Genomic DNA, 22,528 nt, shown 5'->3' with positions numbered 1-22,528 from the left:
GGCGACACCAGTATCCAGACCGGCGCGGTGACGTCGTCGTTGCCTGCCGGTTCCACAAGAATTGTCTCGATCCGGTTACTTTCTCCCGGCTCCGCCGGTTGAGCGGAACCGGGGTTGAAAGCTAGCGTCCAACGACGGCAGATGATCCATGATGGACCATTGGGGCAGGTGGGCATGAATCCCGAGGGTTGGCTCGATTCGTACGACGAGTCGCTCAAGCAGCTGGCCGCGAACGCGGCCAAGACCGACAAGGCGCTCAAGGAGATCGGCGGCGAGGCCACCTCCCAGGACGGTCAGGTGACCGTGCGGGTCACGGCGAGCGGCGCGACCTCCGACCTTGTCCTGCGGCACGGGGTGCGCGACATGGACCACGAGCACCTGGCCCGGGTCATCCTCGAGACCACCAAGGCGGCGCAACGCGACGCGGGGCAAGCGGTGGTCGACGTGATGCAGGAGTTCCTGGGTGAGGACAGCGCCGCCCTCGAGTACGTGAAGACCAGTCTGCCCGAGGGGCACGAGGCGGCCGACGCGCCGCCGAAGCCGCCGGAGCTGAAGCGGGACACGCGACCGGACGACGACTACTTCGAGAACCCACCCGAGCTGATCCAGTAGGACGAACCGAACGGCGGATCTTTATGGGCAACCAATTCAGCGTCGACGTGGCGCAGGTGCAGGAGCACGCGAGCACCGTGTCCGGCCTCGCCGGGCAGGTCCAGCAGGCGGCGAGCACCGCGAACGCGGCCGTCTCCGGCGACGCCTACGGGGTCATCGGGCAGTTCTTCGCCTCGGCGATCCTCCAGGCCTGCGGCGACATCCAGGGCGGCATCACCACCGCGGGGCAGACCCTGCAGACCATGAGCAACGGCCTGCGGGCCACGGGCGAGCTGTACCAGCGGCTCGACGAGTTGAGCGCCGCGGGCTTCAGCGGCACCACCGAGGGGGCCTGACACATGGTCTACACCGACACCACGCAGACGCCGGCGACCCAGGGCCCGACCACGGGGGCGACCACGCTGCCCGCGCCGACCACCGGCACGGACACCACCGGGACCACGGGCACTGGCACTGGCACGGGCACCACCAACCAGCAGTCCCAGCACCTGCTGGCCGACATCACCAGCACGGTCAACGCGATCAAGGGCGGCGACTGGCTCTCCGCGGGCCTCGGCCTGACCAACGTGGCCATGGACATCATCGGCATGTCCGGCAACCCGTTGAGCGGCCTGCTGTCGGCCGGCATCGGCTGGATCATCGAGCACGTCAAGTTCCTCAAGGAGCCGTTCGACAAGCTGCTCGGCAGCCCGCAGTCGATCACGTCGACCGCGCAGAGCTGGACCAGCGCGGGCACCATGCTGAACCAGGTGGCCACGCAGTTGCGGTCGAACACGACCAGCCAGACCACCGGCTGGACCGGCACCGCCGCCGACACCTACCGCACCGCGAGCGACACCCACGCCAACGCCGTGGACAGCCTGGGCAACGCCAGCAGCGGCATGTCGGGTGCGATGACGCAGATCGGCCAGGTGCTCGCGAACGTGCGCAAGGCCGTGCTGGACCTGATCACCAAGGCCGTCCAGCAGATCATCCAGATCATCCTGGAGGCGCTGGCGTCGTCCTGGGCGTCGTTCGGCACCAGCATCGCGGCGGGCATCATCAAGTCCGTGCAGACCGCGGTGTCGACCGCGCAGCAGGCGGCCAGCAAGATCTCGAAGTTCGTGCAGACCGCGCAGAAGGTAATCCAGCTGATCCAGAAGGTCCTGCAGGCGGCCCAGGCCGTCAAGCAGCTGATCCAGCAGCTGACCTCGAAGAACGAGGACAACTCGACGGCCGACCCGCAGACCCAGGCGCTCGCGACGAACGGGCTGGGCATCAGCAGCACGTCGCTGAACAACATGGACGCCGGGGCGAACGCCAGCTACACCACCCCGGGCGCCATCGTCACGCCCGCCGCGACGACGCAAGGCGCCGCCGTGTCGGACTCGCCGACGGTCAGCACGGACACGTCGATCACCAGCGGCGCGACCACGCCGAGCGGGCTGGCGACGGTGTCGGGCACGCCCACGGTCAACGCCGACACGACGGTGCCGAACAGCACGACGTCGCCGACGCAGCTGGCGCAGGCCAACCCGGCCCCGACGGTGAACCCGGCCACGCAGCCGCAGACCCCGCAGCAGACGCGCCCGCTCCCGCGTGGCGTGCCGTCGTGGGGCCCCAGCGGCCCGCCGCCGGACGCCGGCCGGTCCTACAGCCGGACGCAGATCAACCAGTGGGTCGCCGAGGCTCGCGGGGTGATGGCGGCCAACGGCACCACGATCTCCGACCAGGACGCGCAGCGGATCGCGGGGCTCATCGAGCACGAGTCCAGCAACAACCCGCACGCGATCAACCTGTGGGACCGCAACGCGACCGCCGGTCACCCGTCGAAGGGCCTGATGCAGACCATCGACTCGACCTTCGACGCGTACCACCTGGACGGGCACAACGACATCTGGAACCCGGTCGACAACATCATCGCCGGGACCCGGTACGGCATCGACACCTACGGCAGCGTGGGCCGGATCCCGGGCGTGCGCGCCGTCGAGCGCGGTGGCCACTACGTGGGTTACTGAGTTCTCGGTTTGACGAAGCGGCGTCGGCTCCGGCCGGCGCCGCTTCCTTTTCGCCCTCGCAACGCCTCACGATCCGGCAACGGGGCCGCAAATCCCTTGCCGCACAAGCTTTTCGCCTCGCGCGCGTAGACCAAGCCCCCACCCTCCCTCGGGGGCTCCCCGGGTCCCAGTCTATCGGGTTGGCGGGGCTGGAACGGGGTTCGGCGGGATCTGTGGACAACTGCCGGGCTGTGGAGAACTACTTCGTCAGGAGTCCATCGCGGCCCGGATCACGCCGGTGACACGGTCGCGGACCAGGTTGGCGTCGGCCGCGACCAGGCCGATCCGGGTGCGGCGGTCGAGCACGTCGTCCGCGTCCAGGGCGCCTTCGTGGCGCACGGCCCACAGGACTTCGGCTTCGGTGACCTCGATGCCGGGGGCGAGCGGGCGTGCCAAGTCGGGGTCGACCTCACCGGCCGCGGCCACGCGCGGCGCCTCCACGCCGTACCGGGCGACCAGCCGGGCCGGCGCTTCCACCGCGGCCAGGCGATCGCGCGGGCCCGCGCCCACCAACGGCAACCGGCGGGTGCGGCACGGGCCCGCGGCGAGACCGGCCAGCCGCACGACGGCGTCCACGGCGTCCTCGGCCATCTTGCGGTAGGTGGTCAGCTTGCCGCCGACCACGGTCACCACCCGGTCGGGGCCGGGCAGCACGGCGTGGTGGCGCGACAAGTCCGCGCTGCGTTCGGACGAACCGGCGACCAGCGGCCGCAACCCGGCGAACGCGCCGAGCACGTCCGACTCCCGCAACGGCTTGCGCAGCACCGTGGCGGCCGTGCCCAACAGGAAGTCCACATCGGACTGTGGGACCGCCGGCACGTCCGGCACCGGGCCGTCGACCGGCTCGTCGGTCAGTCCCAAGTAGACGCGACCGTCCTGCTGCGGCAGGACGAGCAGGTAACGGCCGAAGTGGCCGGGGATCGGCACCGTCAGCGCCGTGCCCGTCACGCCGAGCCCGGCGCCGTCCAGCACCAGGTGCGAACCACGGGACGGGCGAAGTTGTACCGAGTCCACCAATTGGTCCGCCCAGACTCCGGCCGCGTTGACCACCGCCCGGGCGTCGATCGCGAACTCGGTGCCGGTCAGTTCGTCACGGGCGAGCAGGGGCGAGCCGAGCGAGGTCATGCGCACCCGGGTCAGGATCTTGGCGCCGAACCCGGCGGCGGTGCGGGCCAGTGCGACGACCAGGCGCGCGTCGTCGATCAACTGGCCGTCGAAGGACAGCAGTCCGCCGCGCAACCCGTCGGGGTTGAGGCCGGGCACCAACGCCAGCGCCTCCTGCGCCGACACTCGCCGCGGTCGCGGCAGCACCGAGCCCGGTGTGCCCGCGGCGCGGCGCAGGACGTCACCGGCGCCGAGCCCCGCGAACGTCAGCGCGGCGAGCCGGGGGGACAGGTCCGGGCGCAGGGCGATCAGCTGCGGCAACGACCGGGTCAGGTGCGGCGCGATCACGCGCATCACCACGTCGCGCTCGATCGCGCTCTCCCGGGCCAGGCCGACGTCACCGCGGGCCAGGTAGCGCAGCCCGCCGTGGACCAGCTTGCTCGACCACCGGGACGTGCCGAACGCGAGGTCGTGCGCCTCGACCAACGCCACCGACAGGCCCCGGGACGCGGCGTCGAGGGCGACCCCGGCGCCGGTCACGCCACCGCCGACGATCAGCAGGTCGACCGGTTCGCGGGCCAGCGCGGCCAGGTCGTCGCGGCGGCGGGCGGCGTTGAGCGAGGTGCCGGACAGGGTGCTCGTCACGGTGCAAGCCCGGCTTCCAGCGTGCGGTCCAGCTCGGCGAGCAGGGCGTCCACCGGCACGTCGTCGGGCGAGGTGCGCAGCGAGAGCACGAACGACTGCAGCATCATCCGCAGCATGCGGGCCTGCGTGCTCGCCTCGCCCGCGCGGATGGAGCCGTCGGTGTGGCCGTCGACCACCTGGGCGGCGAGGAACTGGTCGGCGAGCCGCTGCACCCGGCCGCTGCGCTGCACCACGTAGGGCATCAGCACCTCGCCGTCGAGGTCGAGGACCGCGTGCATCACGGGGTCCTCGGCGAGCGCGCGGATGCTGCCGATAGCGCCCTCGATCAGCCGCCGCCGGGCGGTCGGCAGGTGCTCGACGCGCTGGGCCTCACGCCCGAGCAACGCGCCGAACTGGCGCGTCATCAGCTCGGCGAGGAGACTGCGGACATCGGGGAACCGTCGGTAGAGCGTCATCCGGCTGACCTCGGCCAGGCGCGCGACCTCGGCCAGGGTGGTGCGCCGGACGCCCACCGAGAGCACCGACTCGCGGGCGGCGTCGAGCAGCCGGTCGTCGTCCACGCGGTTCGGAGCCAGCCTGGTCGTGCTGTGACGTTTTGACGTCATATGTCACACTCTAGCAATGACCGACAAGATCGACCACCGGCTCCGCGGCAGCTGGACCGCCGACGGCGCCGACGCCGCTCACCTGCCCGGACACGCCCTGCGGTGGCTGCGCGCCCGCACGGGACTCGGTGAGGTCACCACGCCGTCGGCTCCGTCGTCGGCGTTGCGCGTGCCCGACTCCGCGCTGCCCGAGTCGGTCGTGGACGAGTTGGAGGACGTGGTCGGCGAGGGTCACGTCCACACCGAGCGGGCCGAGCGGCTCGGCCGGGCCGGTGGACTGTCCTACCTGGACCTGTTGCGGCACAGGGGAATCGGTGAGCTCGCGGTGCCCGACGCGGTGGTCGAGCCGGCCGACACCGAGCAGGTCATGCGGTTGCTCGAAGTCTGCGTGCGCCACGACGTCGGGGTGGTGCCCTTCGGCGGTGGCACCTCGGTGGTCGGCGGCGTCAACGCCCTGCGCGGCGACAAGTTCGCCGTCATCGCGCTCGACCTGGTGCGGCTGGACAAGCTGGTGTCGGTCGATCCCGTGTCCCGGATCGCCGTGCTGCAGGCGGGCGTGCGCGGGCCGGACGCCGAGCGGCACCTGGCCGCGCACGGCCTCACCCTCGGCCACGTGCCCCAGTCGTTCGAGCGGGCCACCATCGGCGGGTTCGCCGCGACCCGGTCGGCCGGACAGGCCTCCAGCGGGTACGGCCGGTTCGAGGACATGGTGGAGACGTTGCGGGTCGCGACGCCGGTCGGCGAGTGGCGCCTCGGCGTGGCGCCGGCCTCGGCCGCCGGCCCGGACCTGCGGGAACTGGTCATCGGCAGCGAGGGCGCGCTCGGCGTGATCACCGAGGTCGGGGTGCGGGTGCGGCCGTTGCCGACCGTGCGCCGGTACGAGGGCTACGTCCTCGACGGCTGGGCGCGCGGCGCGGACGCGGTGCGCGACCTCGCGCAGCGCCGTGTGCTGGCCGACGTCACCCGTCTGTCCGATGTGGACGAGACGGAGGTCGGGCTGGCGCTCAAGGGCGGCTGGCAGATCGCCGCGTTGCGCCGGTACCTCGCCGTCCGCGGGATCGGCGACCCGTGCCTGCTCGTGCTCGGCTGGGAAGCCGGGGACGAGGCCGAACTCAGGCGCCGCCGCTCGGCCACGCTCGCCGCGCTGCGGCACGCCAAACCGGTGCGGCTCGGGCGATCCGCGGGCGAGTCGTGGCGGCACGGGCGGTTCGGCGGGCCGCGCCAGCGCGACGCGTTGCTCGACGCGGGCGTGTGCGTGGAGACGTTGGAGACCGCGACGCACTGGTCCAGGCTGGCGGAACTGCGCACCGCCGTGCGGGGCGCACTCGTCGAGTCGCTGACCCGGCCCGGGGTCACGCCGATCGTGATGTGCCACATCTCGCACGCCTACGAAACCGGTGCGTCGCTGTACTTCACGGTCCTCACGCCGCGCTCCCAGGTGGACCAGCTCGGCCAGTGGCAGGACGCCAAGCGGGCGGCGTGCGAGGCGATCAGTCCACTGGGGACGATCAGCCACCACCACGCGGTCGGCGTCGACCACGCGCCGTACCTGGGCGCGGAGATCGGCGTGCTGGGCGTGGGCGTGCTGCGTGGGATCAAGGAGCGGCTGGACCCGTTCGGGATCCTGAACCCCGGCAAGCTGGTCTAGGGCTCCCGGCGCACGATCCCCAGCCAGAGACCGCCGAGCAGGCCGCCGATGAACAGGACCGCGGACGACGTGCCGCGCACGGTCACCGAGCGGTCGCACATGTCGAGGTGGGTGAGCAGAGCGGGCTCGTCCGCGGACTGGTCACGCACCCGGCCCGACTCGACGCCGCCGAGCACGCTCCCGCAGGACACCGCGTCGGTGCGGGCCGGATCGGCGGAGGCCACCCGGATCGGCAGCACGGCCAGCAGCAGGCCGATGAGCATGGCCAGGACCGCGATGCCGGCGAGGAAGGCGCGTGGTCTGAGCGTGATCTGCGCGAGCGGGTCGGCGTCCTTCTGCGCGTGTAACGGCGTGCCGGCCGGCTTCAGCTCCTGGTGCACCGGGTCCTGCTGCGTGGTCATGCCCACAGGGTGCCTTGTCACACCGTCGGATGACCAGCCTTTGGTCGTTAACGCAAATGGTGAGCGAAGAAAGCCGTCACCCTGCGCCACGCGTCCTCACTGTCCTCATGGACGTAGCCGAGGCCCAGCACGCGCAGCAGCGGCTGGCCCGGCAGCCGGTTGGCGAACGAGTGACCCGAGTTCGCGTACTCCTTGACGTCGTGCTCGACGCCGCGCTCGGACAGCGCCGCTTCGAGGGCCGCGGCCGCACCACGCAGGCTGGGGTCCTTGGCGCCGTAACTGCCGACGACCGGGCACGCGCCGTCCAGCGCGGAGCGGTCCTTGGGCAGCCGTCCGTAGTAGGGCGCGCTGGCGTCGAAACCGCGCGCCGCCATCAGCAACGCGAAGCCACCGCCCATGCAGAACCCGGCGATGCCGATCTTGTCCGTGGTGTCCGCGCGCTGTGCCAGCACCGAACGCGCCGCGTCGAGGTCGGCGATGGCCTGTCCCCGGCCGCTCATCGACGCCGCCAACGTCGCCTTCACGCACCGGAACATCCCGCCGCGCGAGTACAGATTCGGCGCCAGGGCCACATACCCCGCCGTCGCGAACCGTTCGGTGATGGCTTTGAGGTCCGCACCGAGGCCCAACGCGTCCTGCACGACCACGACCCCCGGCCACGGGCCCGGCCCGCTGACCGCCTCGGTCGGCGCCGCGAGGTAGCCGTCGATGGTCTCCGACCCGACGGCGATCTGGACGTCCATGCCGCCGACCCTAGGCGCTGTCCTGTGGATCTCGGCGCGAAGACCGCGACCACGGATCCGCGCAGGACAGTGCCTAGTTGTCCAGCACGAGAGCCCGCAGTCCGTGATCCGGCGCGGGCACACCGACCAAGCGTTGCGCGTCGGCCTGCGCGACGTCGGAGCAGCGCACCGGTTCGCCGTCCACCAGCAGCGGCATCCGGATCGAACCGGCGCCGATGTAGGCGAGCAGTCCCGGTACCGGCCTGCCGCCGACCGTGACGTCCACGCCGGGCAGTTCGGCGAGGTGGTAGCGCTCGCCGCGGCCCTCGCAGACGTCCAGCACCCGGAGTTGTTCCGCGGTGGCCATCAGGACCGCGTGGTGCTCGACCACGCCGGGCATCGCGCACAACGTCGCCGGGCGCTGGTCGTCGACCACGCGCAGGCCGCTGGCCCAGACCGCGGCGAGGCCGGCGCAGCGGGCGCGGAACACGACCGCGGGACCCGGCAGACCGAGCGTCTCGCGCAACCAGGTCAGCTTCGCGGGGTTGGCGTTGGAGCCGTACGACAGGACCGGCAGCCGGTCGGCCGTGCGGGCGGCGTTCCGCGCGGCCAGCCAGTCGTCCAAGTCCTCGCCGCAGGGCTGGACCAGCCACCGGCCGTCGACCTGGTCGAGCGGGTGGCCCGCGCCCTCGTCGTGCACGTAGGACCAGACGGGCCGGGTACCGGGGTAGGGAACGGCCGGGTAGTCGGCGTCGGTGAACCGGTCCATCACGACTTGCTCAGGTCGTGCGCCTCCTGAGCTTGGAGCACGTCATCGATGTTGCGCTCGACCCAGACGTACAGCGCCCGCACGAGCTTCGCGGCCTGGCGTCCCCGAGGGGTGAGGGAGTAGTCCACGTGCGGTGGGATCACCGGCCGGACCTCGCGGTGCACGAGGCCGTCGCGCTCGAGGGTCTGCAAGGTCTGCGCGAGCATCTTCTCGCTGACCCCGCCGACCTCGCGGCGCAACTCGCCGAACCGCCGGGTGCCCCGCTGCAGCGCGCCCAGCACCAGCACGCCCCACTTGCTGGTGAGGTGCTCGAGCACCGACCGGCTCGGGCAGTTCGGGTCGAAGACGTCCGGCGCGAAGGCGCACGTGACGTCACCCACAGCGGTCATCGATCCCACGCCCCTCACCTCATTGCTTTCGTCCAGGTTAGTACATGACGTCAAGGTAGGTACTTACCAGCGGTTAGTAGCGCTCCTAACGTGAGCGTCATGACGATACTTCTCACCGGCGCGAACGGGCACTACGGCAGGCTTGTCGCCGACCGGCTCCTCGACCGCGTTCCGGCAAGCGAACTGATCGTGTCCGTGCGGGACACCGCGAAGGCGGCGGATCTCGCCGAGCGCGGCGTGACCGTGCGGCACGGCGACTTCGACGATCCGGCGTCGCTGGACTTCACGGGGGCGGACCGGATGCTGCTGGTCTCCACGGACGGTCCCGACGACGTGCGCATCGGCCAGCACGAGGCCGCCGTCGAAGCCGCGGCGAAGGCCGGCGTGCGGCACCTCGCGTACTCCAGCGTCACCGACGCCGACACGTCCCCGGTCTCGCTCGCGCGCGTGCACGCGGCCACCGAGAAGGCGATCCGCGCGAGCGGCCTCGCGTTCACGTTCCTGCGCAACGGGATGTACAGCGAGCACTTCGCCGGTGGCGCGGTGGGCGCACTGGAGCACGGCGTGCTGCTCAGCGCGTCCGGCGAAGGCGGGCTGGCCGCCGCGTCGCGGGCGGACCTCGCGGCGGCGGCGGCGATCGTGCTCACCACCGACGGCCACGAGGGCAAGGTCTACGAACTGACCGGGCCGCGGGCGTGGACGTCGGCGGAGCTGGCCGAACTGGTGTCGGCCAAGTCGGGAAAGCCGTTGGCGCACAAGGACGTCAGCGGACCCGAGCTCGTCGAGGTGTTGCGTGGCGCCGGTTTGCCGGGGTTCCTCGCCGACCTGCTGGTCGACATCCAGCTCAAGACCCGCGACGGCGTGTTCGCCCGGACGAGCCCGGACCTGGGTGCGTTGCTGGGCCGGGCCCCGGCCACCGTCGAGGACGCGGTGACCGAGGCCCTGGCCTGAGCGCTGGTCAGGAGGTGGGCAGGGACTTGCCTTGCGGCGCGATGATGTACGCGATGCCGCCCGTGCCGCTGCCGGTGCCACCGCTGGCGGTGATCCGCTTGGTGCGCAACCAGATGGTCTCGAACTGGCTGCGCTTGTAGACGTTGCGGACGCGGTCGTTGCTCGACGACGCCGGGTCGTTGACGATCACGTCACCGGTCGAGGTGAACCCGATGACCACCATCAGGTGACCGGACGTCCCGTACCCGGCGCCGTCCAGCTCGTCCGAGCGGAACGACTGCGACGTCACCACCGGGATGCCCGCCTTGATGTAGTGCTCAAGCTCGGTCATGGAGTGCAGCCGGGTGACGTGCGCGGACAGGCCGAACGATCCCGCGTAGGCCGTGTTGAACGGCCAGTTGCCGGTGCCGTCGTAGTCCTTGTCGTAGGTGAACCGGGCCGCGTAGTCCACGGTCGGGTCCGCGTACGACGGGTCGACCCAGGACAGGTCCGCGGCGCTCGGGTGCTTGCCCCAGTACTCGACCACCATCTCGGTCGAGGTGGGGCTGCACCACGCCTCGCCGCCGCCGCCGAACTCCGGGTACTGGCCGGCGTGGATGTTCTGCGCGTGCGGCGGGACCTTCAGCTCGATGCCCCACGCGCCGCCGCTGGGGGCGGGGTCGACGGTGAAGCGGTCCGGGATGTTCGACGTCATCGCGCCGACCATGCCCAGCACCGGCGTGCTGTGCGTGCCTGACGCGCGGTACAGGGTGACCTTGAGCTGGTAGCCCTTCAGGGTCACGCCGTCGGCCGAGGAGAACGTGTCGACGTCCACGCCGCCGTTGGCGTCGGACTGGTCGGGCACGCTGGTGCGCTTGATGTCCTGGTCACCGAAGGCCCAGCGGCCCATCGTGTACCAGGTCGTCTGCGCGCCGGCCGAGGTCGTGCCGCGCATCTCGACCTGCAGCCAGGTGTCCTTGGGCGTCTTGGCGTTCCAGGAGGCGACGAGCTGGGTGGCGTCGAAGCCCTGCTGGTAGTACGGCGAGGTCCACGTCGCGTAGTCGTAGCTACGGGTCGTGCCGTCGGCCTCGGTGTGGTCGATGGAGCCCGCCGGGCGGCCGATGCGCAGCCCGCCCAGGGTCGGCAGCAGGCCGTCGAGCCTGCCGTGCAAGAACTCCGGCAACGAGTCCCAACTGTGGAAGTCCACGGGCGCGTTGTCCTCATGGTGGTTCGCGAGGGTGGCCGGGGCGGCCGAAGCCGTGCCGGGTAACCCGGCGACCAGAACCGCGGCGATGCTCAGGGTGGCCACACGGGCCAGCCCTCTCGGGGTGCGAGCGCTCATGGCAGCGATTTTCGGCCTCGGCGCGTGTTATGTAAACAGTTTCCCGCTAGTGGTCCACCGGCTTGTCCGGGGCATCGCCGTCCAGTTCGGCGATGAAGTCGGCCCAGAACTGCTCCACGCACCGCTCGTAGCGCAGCCCCAGCTCGAGCGTCTTGACCTGCCACTGGTCGCCGACGTCCACGATCTGGTCGTACATCTGCTCGTAGCCTTCGGCCCGCTCGCGGTGCGAGCGGTGCCGGTCGTGCGCCAGCTGGGCCACGTCGCGCCGCGTGCCCCACGTCGCGAAGAAGAGCTTGAGCAGACCGAGATCGCGCACCTCGGTCTGCTCGTCGGTGTTCTCGCTCAGCCACTCCTGCAGGGCCTGGCGCCCGGCCGCGGTGATGGAGTACGTGCGCTTGCGCCGGCCGCCGTGCTCGACCTTCTCGGCCACGAGGCCGTCCACGACCAGGCGCGCGGGCTCGTCGTAGAGCTGCGAGTGCGCGAACGCCCAGAAGTTGCCGATCGTGCCGCCGACCCGCTGCTTGAGGTCGTAGCTGGTCGCCGGGCCGTAGCTCAGCATGCCGAGGACGACGTAGGACGTGGCGTTGAGCTTGCGGGCCCGGGCTGGCGGGCCGGATCCGGCCAGAACGGCCACCCCCTCGTGATCGTTGGATCCGACTGTACTCACCCGAACAGCCTAGTTGTAACGGTCAAAGGACAGCTTGCGTCTGGGTCACGCGGCCGACCAGCGTCCCGGCGTCGTCCAGCAGATCCGTCTCGACCACGACGATGCGCCGCCCGACGTGCAGTGGCCGGGACACGGCGGTCACGTGGCCGTCCCGGACAGCGCGCAGGAAGTTCGTCTTCGACTCGATCGTCGTGGTGCCGGACGACCCCTCCGGCAGGTTGAGGAACGCGCAGAGCCCGCCGTTGGCGTCGGCGACCGACATCAAGGCGCCGCCGTGCAGCGCGCCCGCCGCGGTGCACAGGTTCGCCGCCCACGCCAGCCGGCTGCGGGTCTCGGCGGGCTCGCTGCGCAGCACCTCGATGCCCAGGGTCGCCGTGTACGGCATGGTCTTGTGGACCATTTCGGTGGCCTGGGCGTCCACCACGGGCTCAGCCAACGTGGCTCACGTCGAGGCCGCCGTCGGCGTACTGCGCGCGCAGCCGCTTCTTGTCGAACTTGCCGACGCTGGTCTTGGGCACCTCGGTGATGAACGTCCAGTGCTCCGGCAGCTGCCACTTCGCGACCTTGTCCGCGAGGAACCCGCGCAGCTCGTCGGCGCTCGCCGTCTGGCCCTCCTTGAGCACGACCGCGACCAGCGGGCGCTCGTCCCACTTCTCGTCCGGCACGCCGATCACCGCCGCCTCCGCGACCGCCGGGTGGGCCATGACCTCGTTCTCCAGGTCCACCGAGGAGATCCACTCGCCGCCGGACTTGATCACGTCCTTGGCCCGGTCGGTCAGCCGCAGGAAGCCGTCCGGGGTGATCGCGCCGACGTCGCCGGTGCGCAGCCAGCCGTCGTGGAACTTCTCGGCGTTGTCCTGCGGGTCGGCGTTGTAGTACGACGCGGCGACCCACGGGCCGGCCACCTCGAGCTCGCCGACGGCCTCGTTGTCCCACGGCAGTTCCTCGCCGTCGTCGCCGACGAGCCGGGCCCGCACGCCGGCCGGGAAGCGGCCCTGCAGCACGCGGTAGCCGTGCGCGGTCTCCTCGTCGAGCCCGCCGGGGGCACGCGAGACGCTGCCCAGCGGCGAGGTCTCGGTCATGCCCCAGGCGTGGATGATCGTCACGCCGAGCTTGTCGAAGGCGTCCATCAACGCCGGCGGGCAGGCCGAGCCGCCGACGACCGCCTCGCGCAGCGGGGCGAGGTCCTGCGGGGCGGCGTTGAGCTGGGCCAGCAGGCCCTGCCAGATCGTCGGCACGGCACCGGCCATGGTCGGCTTCTCCGCCGCGATGATCTTGGCGAGCGGCTCGGGCTGCAGGAACCGGTCCGGCATGATCATCGACGCACCGACCATCATCGCCGCGTACGGCAGGCCCCACGACATCGCGTGGAACTGCGGGACGATCACCAGCGCGCGGTCGGACTGGCGCAGCCCCATCGACTCGGTCGAGCAGACCTGCATGGAGTGCAGCCAGATCGAGCGGTGCGAGTACGCGACGCCCTTGGGGTTGCCGGTGGTGCCGGACGTGTAGCACATGGCCGCGGCCGAACGCTCGTCCACGTCGGGCCAGTCGAAGGTGTCCGGCTGACCGGCGAGCAGGTCGGCGTAGGCGTGCACGGTGATGCCGTCGGGCACCTCGAGCGTCGCCGGGTCGCCGTTGACCACGACGATGTGCTCGACGGTCTCGAACGTGGGCACCTGCTTGGCCAGCAGCGGGACCAGCGTGCCGTCGACCAGGATGACCTTGTCCTCGGCGTGGTTGACGATGTAGGTCAGCTGCTCGGGGAACAGGCGGATGTTGAGCGTGTGCAGCACCGCGCCCATTGCCGGGATGGCCATGTAGGCGACGAGGTGTTCGTTGTTGTTCCACATGAACGTTCCGACCCGCTGGTCACCGGTGATGCCCAGGCCGCGCAGGGCGTTGGCCAGGCGCGCGGCCTCCCGGCCGACCTCGGCGTAGGTGCTGCGCCTGGACCCGGTACCGGTCCACGTGACGACCTCGGACGCGGCATGGACCCGGGAGCCGTGCCGCAGCAGGTTCGCGATGGACAGGTTGCCGTCCTGCATGGTGCTCAACATCGCAGCTCAGACTCCTCAGGCGGTGGGAACGGTGTTCACAGGGGGATCGTCGCTGGCCGAACGGCGTAACCGCAACCGCGGGTAACACACAAATTCTGTCCGTTTTGCGAGGTTGCCCGCGATCTTGGTGTCGAGCATCACGCAGCGTCAACGTCACATCAGCAGGTGATGTCGTCGAGAAGTTTGCGCGTGTCGGGCGTATGGTGCGCGGACCATGTCGTTTACTGATGGCCGGGTGCAGCGCGGACCCGCAGGGCGATCGGACGGAAGAACGTTCCGGTGACCCTGAGTAGTCGTGCGCGCCCACCGGACGTCGATTGAGGAAGGACAAGACGTTGGCTCTGCCCACGTTGACCCCCGAGCAGCGCGCCGAGGCGTTGGCCAAGGCAGCCGAGGCTCGCAAGGCGCGCTCGGCACTGCTGGCCGACATCAAGGACGGCAAGCAAAGCATCGCGACGGTGCTCGGAAAGGCCAAGGAAGACAAGACGATCGGCAAGACCAAGGTGGCGGCGCTGCTCAAGGCCGTGCCCGGCATCGGTGCGGTGAAGGTGGCCGCGCTGCTGGAGCAGGCGGGCATCGACCCGGACCGCCGGGCCGCCGGTCTCGGCGACCGCCAGAAGGCCGCTCTGCTCGACGCACTCGGCTGATTCCCCGCCACGGGCCCCGGCCACAGGGAGTAATCCCAGGTCGGGGCCCGTGGCATGTTTCCGGACTCTCAGGGTGTGGCGAGAGCCATCCCAGGTACCCGCCCGTTGCCCGGCATAGTGGACCTCGAACGAGGAGGTGCCCGGTGACCACGACGGATCAGGCCGCGAAACCCGCGACCGCCGCTTGGATCGACGACGAACCCCCGGCTGAAGACCCGGTCGAGCTGGCCGCTGCCTACCGCAGAGGCGACTTCCTGCTCGCCTCGCCCGAGCGCACCATCCTCGCGCAGGGCGTGCGCGCGACGATCTCCAACGACCCCGCCGGGTTGTCCGGTGTCGACCTCGCCGACGCCGTGCAGAAGCGGCTGCGCGAGCTGGACGCCCCGCTCGCCGCCGGCGCGCTGCCCTTCGACCGCACCGCCGACGCGCACCTCGTGGTGCCGGAACGGGTGCGCATCGCCGGTCCGCTCTCCGCGCCCGCCGAAGACCTCGACCGCAAGCTCGCGCTGTCCGGCTTCGACGTGAAGCCGGTCCCGGAGCAGGGCGGATACCGCGACACCGTCGCCACCGCCGTGCGCGAGCTGACCGGCGGCAAGCTGCGCAAGGTCGTGCTGGCCCGCGCGCTCGAGCTGGCCTTCCACGAGGAGATCGACGACCGCGAGCTCGGCCAGCTGCTGCTGAACCTCGCCGGCCCGAGCCCGCGGGGCTACACGTTCGCGACGCCGTTGCCGTGCGGCCGCGCGCTGATCGGTGCGAGCCCCGAGCTGCTGCTCTCCCGCACCGGCCGGACCATGACGACCTTCCCGCTCGCCGGTTCGATGCCGCGGATGGCCGACCCAGCCGCGGACCAGGAGTCCGCGGCCCGGCTCGCGGCCTCGGCCAAGGACCAGGGTGAGCACCGGGTCGTGATCGAGGACGTGGTCGAGACGCTGCGCCCGTTCGTGCGGAAACTGTCGGTGCCCGACGAGCCGTCGATCATCCCCACGCCCAGCGTCTGGCACCTCGGCACCCGCATCTCCGCCGAGTTGGTCGACCCGGACGTGACCGCGCTGCACCTGGCCACGGCGCTGTACCCGACCCCCGCGCTCTGCGGGGCGCCGCGGCAGGCGGCGTACGAGACCATCACCGAACTCGAGCCGTTCAATCGCGGCTTCTACGGCGGTGCCGTCGGCTGGTGCGACGTCAACGGCGACGGCCAGTTCGCCGTGGCCATCCGGTGCGCGGAGCTGGCCGGTCGGTGGCTGCAGCTCTACGCGGGCTGCGGGATCATGCCCGACTCCGACCCGGAGATGGAGCTGGACGAGTCGACGGCGAAGTTCCGGACCCTGCTCGGCGCGATGGGCCTCGTCCTGGAGTCGTGAAGGTCCGGACGAGGGCGTCGAGCGCCGTCGCGAAGGCGTGCTCGGGCGGGGCGGCGTAGCCGACCGCGATCCCCGGATCCAGGTCGGCCTCAGCCCAGGCGTAGCTGTGCAGACCCAGCAGCCGCAGGCCGTTGCGGGTCGCGGTGGCCAGGACTTCGTCCTCGTCGCGGCCGGGCGGCACGCGCAGCATCACGTGCATGCCGGCGGCCACGCTGTTCGGCCAGGGCTGTGCGTCGGTGCCGGCCAGCGCGGCCAGCAGCCGGTCGCGCCGACGCCGGTAATGCGTCCGGGCGCGGCGGATCTGGCGGTCGTAGCCGCCCTTCTCGATCAGCTCGGCCAGCACCAGGCAGTCCACCGTGGCGGTGTGGCGGTCGACGTCGGCCTTGATGGCGGTCACCGGCTCGACCAGCGACGGCGGCAGGGCGAGCCAGGCCAGGCGCAGCCCCGGCGCGAGCGACTTGCTGGCCGTGCCGACGTAGACGATGTGGTCCGGGTTCAGCGCCTGCAGCGCGCCGGCCGGATGGCGGTCGTAGCGGAACTCGCCGTTGTAGTCGTCCTCGATGACCAGGAGATCACCGGCCAGCGCGGCGAGCGCGGCCCGCCGCTTCGGGTGCGTCGCGGTGCCGAGGATGGCCTGCTGACCTGGCGTGACGGCCAGCCCGGCGGCGTCGAGCCCGTCGATGACCGGCCCGTCCGCGTCCGCCGCAATCGGACACGGGGTCAGACCGGCCCGCCGGATGGTCCGGGCGAACTGCGGCAGCGACGGGTTCTCCAGCCCGAGCGCCGTGCCGCCTTGCTCCCGGATCAGGGTGGCGAGCAGGAACAGCGCCTGACCGTAGCCGTTGCAGATCACCAGCCGGTCCGGGTCGGTCACCACGCCGCGGGTGCGGCCGAGGTAGGCGGCCAGGGCGTTGCGCAGCGTCGGGGGCCCGGCGGGGTGGCCGTAGTCGAGCGCGCTCGCGGGCGCGGCCCGCAGCACCGAGCGGGTGGCCGCGACCCACGCCGACCTGGGGAACAGGGTGAGGTCCGGTCGTCCGGGGCGCAGGTCGATCAGCGGCGGCTCGGTCAGTTGCTTTGTGCTACTGACGTCCGGCTGGCGGGCGAGGAACGGTCCGCCCACCCGCGTGACACCCCGCGGGGTCACCTGCAGGTAGCCCTCGATCGCGAGCTGGTCGTACACCGCGGTGACCGTGCCGCGCGCGACGCCGACGTCCGCGGCCAGCGCCCGGCTCGACGGCATCGGCTCGCCCGCACGCAGGCGTCCGGACCGGATCGCGGTACGGATGGACTCGGCGAGCGCGCGTCCCCGGCCACCCGCCACGTCGTCGAGGTGGAGATCGACGCTGGACCAACTTTCCGGCATGGTTCTGGACCATATTCCTGATCCAGTGGTTCCTACAGTCGCGAGTATGACGACGATCGAAATGGGCCGGGTGAAGGCGAGCGTCAGCAGCCCGGAACTGCGCAGCGCACTGGTCAACCTGAACGCGAAGGCCGAGCGGGCGGCGCTCGCGGCCGGCCTCGAGCGCTCGCTGCTGGACCTGATCAAGGTCCGGGCGTCGCAGATCAACAAGTGCGCGTACTGCATCGGCGCGCACACCAAGGAGGCCCGCGCGCACGGCGAGACCGAGCAGCGGCTCGCGCTGCTGCCCGCCTGGGCGGAGACCTCGCTCTACACCGAGCAGGAGCGGGCCGCGCTGGCGCTGACCGAGGCGATCACCGTGCTGACCGACGGCTTCGTGCCGGACGACGTCTACCAGGCGGCGGCCGAGGTGTTCACCGAGGAGCAACTCGTCCAGGTCGTCTGGGCGGCCACGATCATCAACACCTTCAACCGTTTGGGGGTCAGCGGGCGGATGCAACCCACCTCGTGAGGGTGACTGCCGCATACTGAGCGGATGGAGGAACCGGCCCCGCCGACCAGGCCCATCCCCACGCCCGAGCCCGGCACCGAGCGGCATGCGACGACGACCATGTCGCCCATCCACTGGATCGGTGTCGTGGCCGGCGTGCTGGCGCTGGTGGACACCGCGCTGCGCTGGTACTCGGTGACCGGGCCGTTCGCCGACGAGGTCAAGCGGCTGGGCCTGCCGACCGGCCGTACGGCCTGGGGCGCCGGGGCCTCCGCCTGGCTGCCGATGATCCTGCTGGCGCTCGCGGCCGCGCTCGTGCTGGCGCCGCGCTTCGGCCTCAAGGTTCCGTTCACGTCCGGCTTGTGGCTGCTGCTCGCGCTGGTCGCGGTGGTGCTGGTGATCATCCGCTGGGTCACGATCGTGCCCGACGACCTGCCGCAGGGTGCCGAAGCCGGTCCCGGGTTCGGGCTGTACGTCGGGTTCGCGCTCGCCGTCGTGTCGTTGGTGGGCGCCTTGCTCGCGTTCCGGACCTGGAAGCGGTGACCGGTTCCGGACGTGCCCCGGGCTGACCGGCGAACAGCGGATATGCGCGACGTTACCGACGAGTTAAAGTCGGCGAATGGCAGTCCCATCGGTCACAACGACACCGCCCGAGCTGCGTGCCCTCGTCGTGGCGCAGCTAGGCAGGGTCCCAGAGCTAGCCGATGAGCTTGCCGGCCTCCTCGCGGAGAAGGAACGTGTTTACAAGGGCATCAACGAGTCAGCTCCCGTTGAGTTTCGCAAGGTTTGCGCGGCGAACCTGGAACGCGCGCTGATCGCGTTCGCCGAGGGTCGTGAAGTGCCGTTGGACGCCGTCCGCAAGACCGCCCGTGCGCAGGCAAGACTCGGCATCCCGCTGGCCGCGATGCTGCGTGCGTTCCGGATCTCGGGCACGTTCATCTACGAGGCCGCGCTGGAGCGCACGCCGCTGCCGTGCCCGATCTCGCCGGAGCTGATGCTGCGGTTCTCCACGGGCGTCTGGAAGATCATCGACAGCTACTCCGAGGCGCTCGCGGTGGTGTACCGCGAGGTCGAGACGGAGACCGCGCGCCACGACGAACAGGCCCGGCTGCACGTCCTCGACGGCGTGCTCGACGGCCGCACCGTGGACAGCGTCGAACTGGACGAGGCGGCCCGGGTGCTGGGCCTGCCGACCAGTGGGACGTTCGTGGTGGTCGTGGCCGACCGCGTCGGCGACGCGCGCCACGACGCGTCGGCGTTGCTGGCCGGCCAGCGGTGGCGCAGCGCGTGGCGCCCGGGACTGGACGCGGAAACCGGGATCGTCGCGTTGGAGCGCGGGGCCGAGCTATCAGCTGTGCGCGGGCTGTTGGCCGGCGGCGGGTTGGCGGTCGGGATGTCGACGCCGGTCGGTGAGCTGGCGGAGGTGCCGACCGCGGTGCAACGGGCGCGGATCGCGCGGCGTTGCCTCTCCGCGGGATCCACCGGCGTGGCCGTCTACGGCGCCGAGCCGGTGACGACGTTGGTGGCCGGAGCGCCGACGCTGGCCCGGGAACTGGCGCGTGACCTGCTGGCCGAGATCCTGGCGTGCCCGCCCGCGGAGCAGGAGGTCCTCCTGTCGACGCTGCGGGCCTGGTACGACGGTGGCGGTTCGGCCAAGGACGCCGCCGAGCGCTTGTTCGTGCACCCCAACACCGTGCGGTACCGCCTGCGCCGCATCCAGGAGCTCACCGGCCGCGACCTGACGCACCCCCGCGCGGTGGCCGAGCTCTACACCGCCCTCGAAGCCGTCCGCTTGGACCCCGCCCTCCAGTAACCCCGCACCTGCTCACCCCTGGACCCGTCTCACCCCGGATGCATTCATGACTCATGAATGCATCCAGCGCGGTCACCAAAGATTCACCCCGACCGGGCATTCCTTGCATCCACCCGCCTCCGGCACGCGGGGTTCAGCGGGCTAATTCCCGCGCGAGGTGGAGGGCGACGTGTTCCGTGGGGCGGGGCGCGGCGAAGGTGCGACCGGCGGCGGTGACGGCGGCGTGGGAAAGGGGGACGGGCCAGGCGGCCGCGGTGATCAGAACGTCGGCGCCGGCGAGTGGGTCGGCGCCGCGCAGGCGGGCCAAGCGGCTGGTGAGGCGGCGGTCGACGTCGACAACGCGCAGACCCGCGAGGGAGAGGCGGGTGGCGGCTTCGGCGACTTCCGGGTCGTCGCCCTGCGCGCCGATGCGGAGGTGGTGGAGGTGGTGGAGGTCATCAAGGTGGTCGGCGGGCGGGGTCGTCACGCCTAAAAGCGGTCCCAGCAGGGGTAAGTCGGCGACGTGGCGGGTCAGGACCGCGATCCGGGCACCGGCCGGGCGCCAGCTCGGGGTGGTGCCATCGGGGCGGCCGAGGACCGCGTACGCACCCATGTCCAACGCCTTTATCGCGTCGCGGACCGTGCCCAGGACGACCGCACCCGCCGCACGCGCGGACGACGCGTCGCGCACGCTCGCGTCGAGCGCCACGGGTAAGCCGAGCAACGGCAATGGCGAACCGGCTGCCCGGCGTTCGTCGGCGGCACGGGCCGCGGCGCGCACGTCGTCCCGGTCCTGCCATGCCCCCGCGGCGACGAGTTCGCGCGCGGTGATCGTGCCGTCGGTCAGTTCCCGGGCGGTGACGGCGACGGATCGCTCGGACACCAGCACCGCCGCACCACCTCCGTGAAAACCTGCCGGAACCCATGGGTTTCGGCGATGGTCGCTCACGGTCCTTTGTGGGCAGGAACAGACATTCTTGCCTCGATGGGCCGAACGGTCGCACGCTCACCGCCGGTCGGCCGTGGTGGAGCGGCTGTGACCGACGGTTACATGTTGACGGGATGTCACGTGGGTGCGCATGATCTGCTACCGGGTTACTGCCCGGTAATCCCGTCAAGACGGTCAGGAGGACCGGGTGCGTCGTGCCCTCGGCTTCGTGCTCATCGGCCTCGGCGTGTTCGCCATCGCGCTCGGGCTGTTGTTGCGGTTGTACGCGTACCCACGCCTGGCCAAGATCCCGCTCGACGAGAAGACCACGTCGGTCTCGACCGGCATCGCGAGCGATGTGCTGATCGTCCTCGACGAAGGCAAGGACGTCCGCGTCCACCACAACGTGCCGCTCACGTCGACCATGCTCGTCGAGGGGAACCTGCTCACCCCGGACGCGAAGCCGGACGGCAACATCGCCGTCTGGCGGGAGAAGGCCCAGGTCGTCGACGACATGGGCCACATCGTCGACGCGTCCATCCGCCAGGTCTGCCTCGACCGCACCACCAGCCAGGGCGTGCAGAACTGCTCGCGCGGGCAGCAGTACATCACCAACAAGCAGGACTCCCACGGCCGCGACATCGTGCAGCTCACGTCCCAGGTCGGGCAGAACTTCAAGTTCCCGTTCGGCGTGGAACAGCAGAGTTACCAGTTCTACGACACCACGCTGCGCAAGGCGACCGAGGCGAAGTTCGTCGCCGAGGACCAGATCGACGGCATCGACGTCTACAAGTTCGTGCAGACGATCCCGGACACCAAGCTCCCGGACGCCGAAGCGGTGCCGGGCAGCCTGGTCGGCTCGTCCGAACCGTCGGTGGAGGCCGACCGCTACTACCGCAACGTGCGCACGCTCTGGGTCGAGCCGGACAGCGGCATCATCATCAGGGGCCAGGAGGACCAGCACCAGGAACTGCGGGTGCCGAACTCGACCCTGCCGCCGACCGTGGTGTTCAACGGCACCCTCGCCTTCAACGGGCCGACCGTCAAAGCCAACGTGGACCGCGCGAACGACGCCATCTCGCAGCTGGCGCTGGTCGCCACGACCGGGCCGACCGTGCTGATCATCGGCGGGGTGGTGCTCGCGATCGGTGGCGTGCTGCTGCTGGTGCTGCCGGGCCGCAGGCCGCGGGGCAAACGCTCGGCCGACCCGCGCCGGCCCAAGGCGCTGGCCGGCACGTCCTAACGCTTGCGCAGCACCATCACGAGATTCCACGACGCTATTTCCCGCAAGGCGGGAACACGCACGATCCAGTGCGCCCACCACGGGTGATAACGCGGGAAGGCACGCACCAAATCGGCGGCATTTGTTTGCCGGGCCCACCGCAATGCGTCGCCGACGGTGAGCGCGAACAAACTCTCGCCGAATTTGTTCTTGGGCTCGTGCCCGGTGCGCTGTAGATATCGGCGCCGGGCATATCCGCCGCCGAGGTAGTGCCACGGCGCCGTCTCGTGCCCGCCCCACGGCGAGAACCAGGGCGTGAACGACACGAACACGGTGCCGCCGGGCCTGGTCACCCGGACCATCTCGTCGAGCATGAGGTGCGGCGTGCCGACGTGCTCCAGCACGTTCGACGAGTAGCAGATGTCCACACACCCGCTCTGAACAGGCAGTTCGGTGCCACTGGCGCGGATCATGCCGGGTTGCGGGGCGCCACGCGCGGACAGTTCGCCCACGTCCGGGTCGAGCCCGAGGTAGTGCGCGCCGGCCTTGCTGAAGGCGTCGTGGAAGTAGCCGGGCCCGCCGCCGACGTCGAGGAAGCGGCGGCCGTCGAGGTCGGCGAACTCGCCCACCTGGCGCACCGAATCGTCGGCGAGCAGTGCGTAGAAATGATCGGGATCGCTCTGTTCGACCAAGAATGCGCGGAACAGCGCGATCGATCGCGAAAGGGTCGCCGACCGATCGGTCCGAATACCGAACTTCGTAGGTATCGTCGTCGCCTTCCGTCGGTTAGATTGG

General features: G+C 71.0%; 24 protein-coding genes. 11 read left to right on the top strand and 13 right to left on the bottom strand.

Translation table 11 applies throughout. The annotated features are described in order from the left end of the window. Positions 1–174: 174 nt before the first annotated feature. Genes EV186_RS02190 through EV186_RS39345 form a run of 3 tightly spaced genes read left to right on the top strand, consistent with a single transcriptional unit; the run spans position 175 to position 2,609 of the window. Positions 175–612 (top strand): YbaB/EbfC family nucleoid-associated protein, encoded by a 438-nt coding sequence (locus EV186_RS02190; protein ID WP_133847391.1) that lies wholly within the window; start codon positions 175–177, stop codon positions 610–612. A gap of 23 nt (positions 613–635) precedes the next feature. Beyond that, positions 636–947, top strand: a complete 312-nt coding sequence (locus tag EV186_RS02185; protein ID WP_133847390.1) for a type VII secretion target — start codon at positions 636–638, stop codon at positions 945–947. Positions 948–950: 3 nt separating this feature from the next. Continuing rightward, positions 951–2,609, top strand: coding sequence for a lytic transglycosylase domain-containing protein (locus tag EV186_RS39345; protein ID WP_208115453.1), 1,659 nt, complete (start codon positions 951–953; stop codon positions 2,607–2,609). Positions 2,610–2,855: 246 nt separating this feature from the next. Here the strand turns inward: EV186_RS39345 and EV186_RS02175 are convergent, their stop codons facing one another. Together EV186_RS02175 and EV186_RS02170 are read right to left on the bottom strand one after the other, a co-directional pair. Further along, positions 2,856–4,385: a glycerol-3-phosphate dehydrogenase/oxidase gene (locus EV186_RS02175; protein ID WP_133848705.1), complete on the bottom strand. Its 1,530-nt coding sequence runs from the start codon at positions 4,383–4,385 to the stop codon at positions 2,856–2,858. An 8-nt stretch (positions 4,386–4,393) separates the two neighbouring features. Next, complete coding sequence (locus EV186_RS02170; RefSeq protein WP_133847389.1) at positions 4,394–5,002, bottom strand: TetR/AcrR family transcriptional regulator; 609 nt, start codon at positions 5,000–5,002, stop codon at positions 4,394–4,396. Positions 5,003–5,018: 16 nt separating this feature from the next. Here EV186_RS02170 and EV186_RS02165 point away from each other — a divergent pair, with 16 nt between their 5' ends. Continuing rightward, positions 5,019–6,650: an FAD-binding oxidoreductase gene (locus tag EV186_RS02165; protein ID WP_133847388.1), complete on the top strand. Its 1,632-nt coding sequence runs from the start codon at positions 5,019–5,021 to the stop codon at positions 6,648–6,650. Here the strand turns inward: EV186_RS02165 and EV186_RS02160 are convergent. The 4 genes from EV186_RS02160 to EV186_RS02145 form a co-directional block, all read right to left on the bottom strand. Beyond that, positions 6,647–7,051, bottom strand: a complete 405-nt coding sequence (locus tag EV186_RS02160) for a hypothetical protein (protein ID WP_133847387.1) — start codon at positions 7,049–7,051, stop codon at positions 6,647–6,649. The genes EV186_RS02165 and EV186_RS02160 overlap by 4 nt on opposite strands. Before the next feature lie 47 nt (positions 7,052–7,098). Beyond that, positions 7,099–7,794, bottom strand: coding sequence for a dienelactone hydrolase family protein (locus EV186_RS02155; protein ID WP_133847386.1), 696 nt, complete (start codon positions 7,792–7,794; stop codon positions 7,099–7,101). Between the two features lie 73 nt (positions 7,795–7,867). Beyond that, on the bottom strand, positions 7,868–8,542 hold the full coding sequence (locus tag EV186_RS02150; protein ID WP_133847385.1) for a gamma-glutamylcyclotransferase: 675 nt from the start codon (positions 8,540–8,542) through the stop codon (positions 7,868–7,870). Further along, the gene (locus EV186_RS02145; RefSeq protein WP_133847384.1) at positions 8,542–8,931 is read right to left on the bottom strand and encodes a winged helix-turn-helix transcriptional regulator; all 390 of its coding nucleotides are present in this window, start codon (positions 8,929–8,931) and stop codon (positions 8,542–8,544) included. The genes EV186_RS02150 and EV186_RS02145 overlap by 1 nt, the downstream gene beginning before the upstream one ends. A 99-nt stretch (positions 8,932–9,030) precedes the next feature. On the opposite strand from EV186_RS02145, the gene EV186_RS02140 reads away from it, so the two are divergent. Next, entirely contained in the window at positions 9,031–9,882 is an 852-nt protein-coding gene (locus EV186_RS02140; protein WP_133847383.1) for an NmrA family NAD(P)-binding protein, read from the top strand. A 7-nt stretch (positions 9,883–9,889) separates the two neighbouring features. Here EV186_RS02140 and EV186_RS02135 read toward each other — a convergent pair whose 3' ends face one another. The 4 genes from EV186_RS02135 to EV186_RS02120 are packed head-to-tail and all read right to left on the bottom strand — an operon-like array spanning position 9,890 to position 13,930. Further along, a complete protein-coding gene (locus EV186_RS02135) occupies positions 9,890–11,203 on the bottom strand; it encodes a C39 family peptidase (RefSeq protein WP_133847382.1) in 1,314 nt (437 codons plus the stop codon). A 46-nt stretch (positions 11,204–11,249) separates the two neighbouring features. Next, positions 11,250–11,870 (bottom strand): PadR family transcriptional regulator, encoded by a 621-nt coding sequence (locus tag EV186_RS02130; RefSeq protein WP_133847381.1) that lies wholly within the window; start codon positions 11,868–11,870, stop codon positions 11,250–11,252. Positions 11,871–11,892: 22 nt separating this feature from the next. Beyond that, the gene (locus tag EV186_RS02125) at positions 11,893–12,294 is read right to left on the bottom strand and encodes a PaaI family thioesterase (RefSeq protein WP_166659076.1); all 402 of its coding nucleotides are present in this window, start codon (positions 12,292–12,294) and stop codon (positions 11,893–11,895) included. A gap of 4 nt (positions 12,295–12,298) precedes the next feature. Beyond that, positions 12,299–13,930 (bottom strand): long-chain fatty acid--CoA ligase, encoded by a 1,632-nt coding sequence (locus EV186_RS02120; RefSeq protein ID WP_133847380.1) that lies wholly within the window; start codon positions 13,928–13,930, stop codon positions 12,299–12,301. Positions 13,931–14,265: 335 nt separating this feature from the next. On the opposite strand from EV186_RS02120, the gene mihF reads away from it, so the two are divergent. After that, positions 14,266–14,577 (top strand): integration host factor, actinobacterial type, encoded by a 312-nt coding sequence (gene mihF, locus EV186_RS02115; protein WP_166658992.1) that lies wholly within the window; start codon positions 14,266–14,268, stop codon positions 14,575–14,577. 143 nt (positions 14,578–14,720) lie between these two features. Then, complete coding sequence (locus EV186_RS02110) at positions 14,721–15,938, top strand: isochorismate synthase (protein WP_243753780.1); 1,218 nt, start codon at positions 14,721–14,723, stop codon at positions 15,936–15,938. Here the strand turns inward: EV186_RS02110 and EV186_RS02105 are convergent. Then, a complete protein-coding gene (locus EV186_RS02105; protein WP_133847378.1) occupies positions 15,844–17,301 on the bottom strand; it encodes an aminotransferase-like domain-containing protein in 1,458 nt (485 codons plus the stop codon). The two genes, EV186_RS02110 and EV186_RS02105, sit on opposite strands and share 95 nt — an antisense overlap. Before the next feature lie 46 nt (positions 17,302–17,347). Here EV186_RS02105 and EV186_RS02100 point away from each other — a divergent pair, with 46 nt between their 5' ends. From EV186_RS02100 to EV186_RS02090, 3 genes are all read left to right on the top strand, one after another. Continuing rightward, positions 17,348–17,812: a carboxymuconolactone decarboxylase family protein gene (locus EV186_RS02100; RefSeq protein ID WP_133847377.1), complete on the top strand. Its 465-nt coding sequence runs from the start codon at positions 17,348–17,350 to the stop codon at positions 17,810–17,812. Between the two features lie 24 nt (positions 17,813–17,836). After that, positions 17,837–18,334 carry a hypothetical protein gene (locus EV186_RS02095; protein ID WP_133847376.1) on the top strand — a complete coding sequence of 166 codons (498 nt, stop codon included), beginning with the start codon at positions 17,837–17,839 and terminating at the stop codon, positions 18,332–18,334. A gap of 76 nt (positions 18,335–18,410) precedes the next feature. After that, positions 18,411–19,604, top strand: coding sequence for a PucR family transcriptional regulator (locus tag EV186_RS02090; RefSeq protein ID WP_133847375.1), 1,194 nt, complete (start codon positions 18,411–18,413; stop codon positions 19,602–19,604). Between the two features lie 133 nt (positions 19,605–19,737). Here EV186_RS02090 and EV186_RS02085 read toward each other — a convergent pair whose 3' ends face one another. Further along, entirely contained in the window at positions 19,738–20,466 is a 729-nt protein-coding gene (locus tag EV186_RS02085; RefSeq protein WP_133847374.1) for a hypothetical protein, read from the bottom strand. Between the two features lie 253 nt (positions 20,467–20,719). On the opposite strand from EV186_RS02085, the gene pgfA reads away from it, so the two are divergent. Continuing rightward, entirely contained in the window at positions 20,720–21,754 is a 1,035-nt protein-coding gene (pgfA, locus tag EV186_RS02080) for a cell envelope lipid trafficking protein PgfA (RefSeq protein WP_133847373.1), read from the top strand. Here pgfA and EV186_RS02075 read toward each other — a convergent pair. Next, positions 21,751–22,446: a class I SAM-dependent methyltransferase gene (locus EV186_RS02075; protein WP_133847372.1), complete on the bottom strand. Its 696-nt coding sequence runs from the start codon at positions 22,444–22,446 to the stop codon at positions 21,751–21,753. The genes pgfA and EV186_RS02075 overlap by 4 nt on opposite strands. Between the last annotated feature and the right edge of the window lie 82 nt (positions 22,447–22,528).

The organism is Labedaea rhizosphaerae (assembly GCF_004362825.1).
Taxonomy (GTDB): Bacteria; Actinomycetota; Actinomycetes; order Mycobacteriales; family Pseudonocardiaceae; genus Labedaea; species Labedaea rhizosphaerae.
Note: the sequence above shows the minus strand (reverse complement) of the source record. Positions and strands in the feature narration are given on the sequence as shown.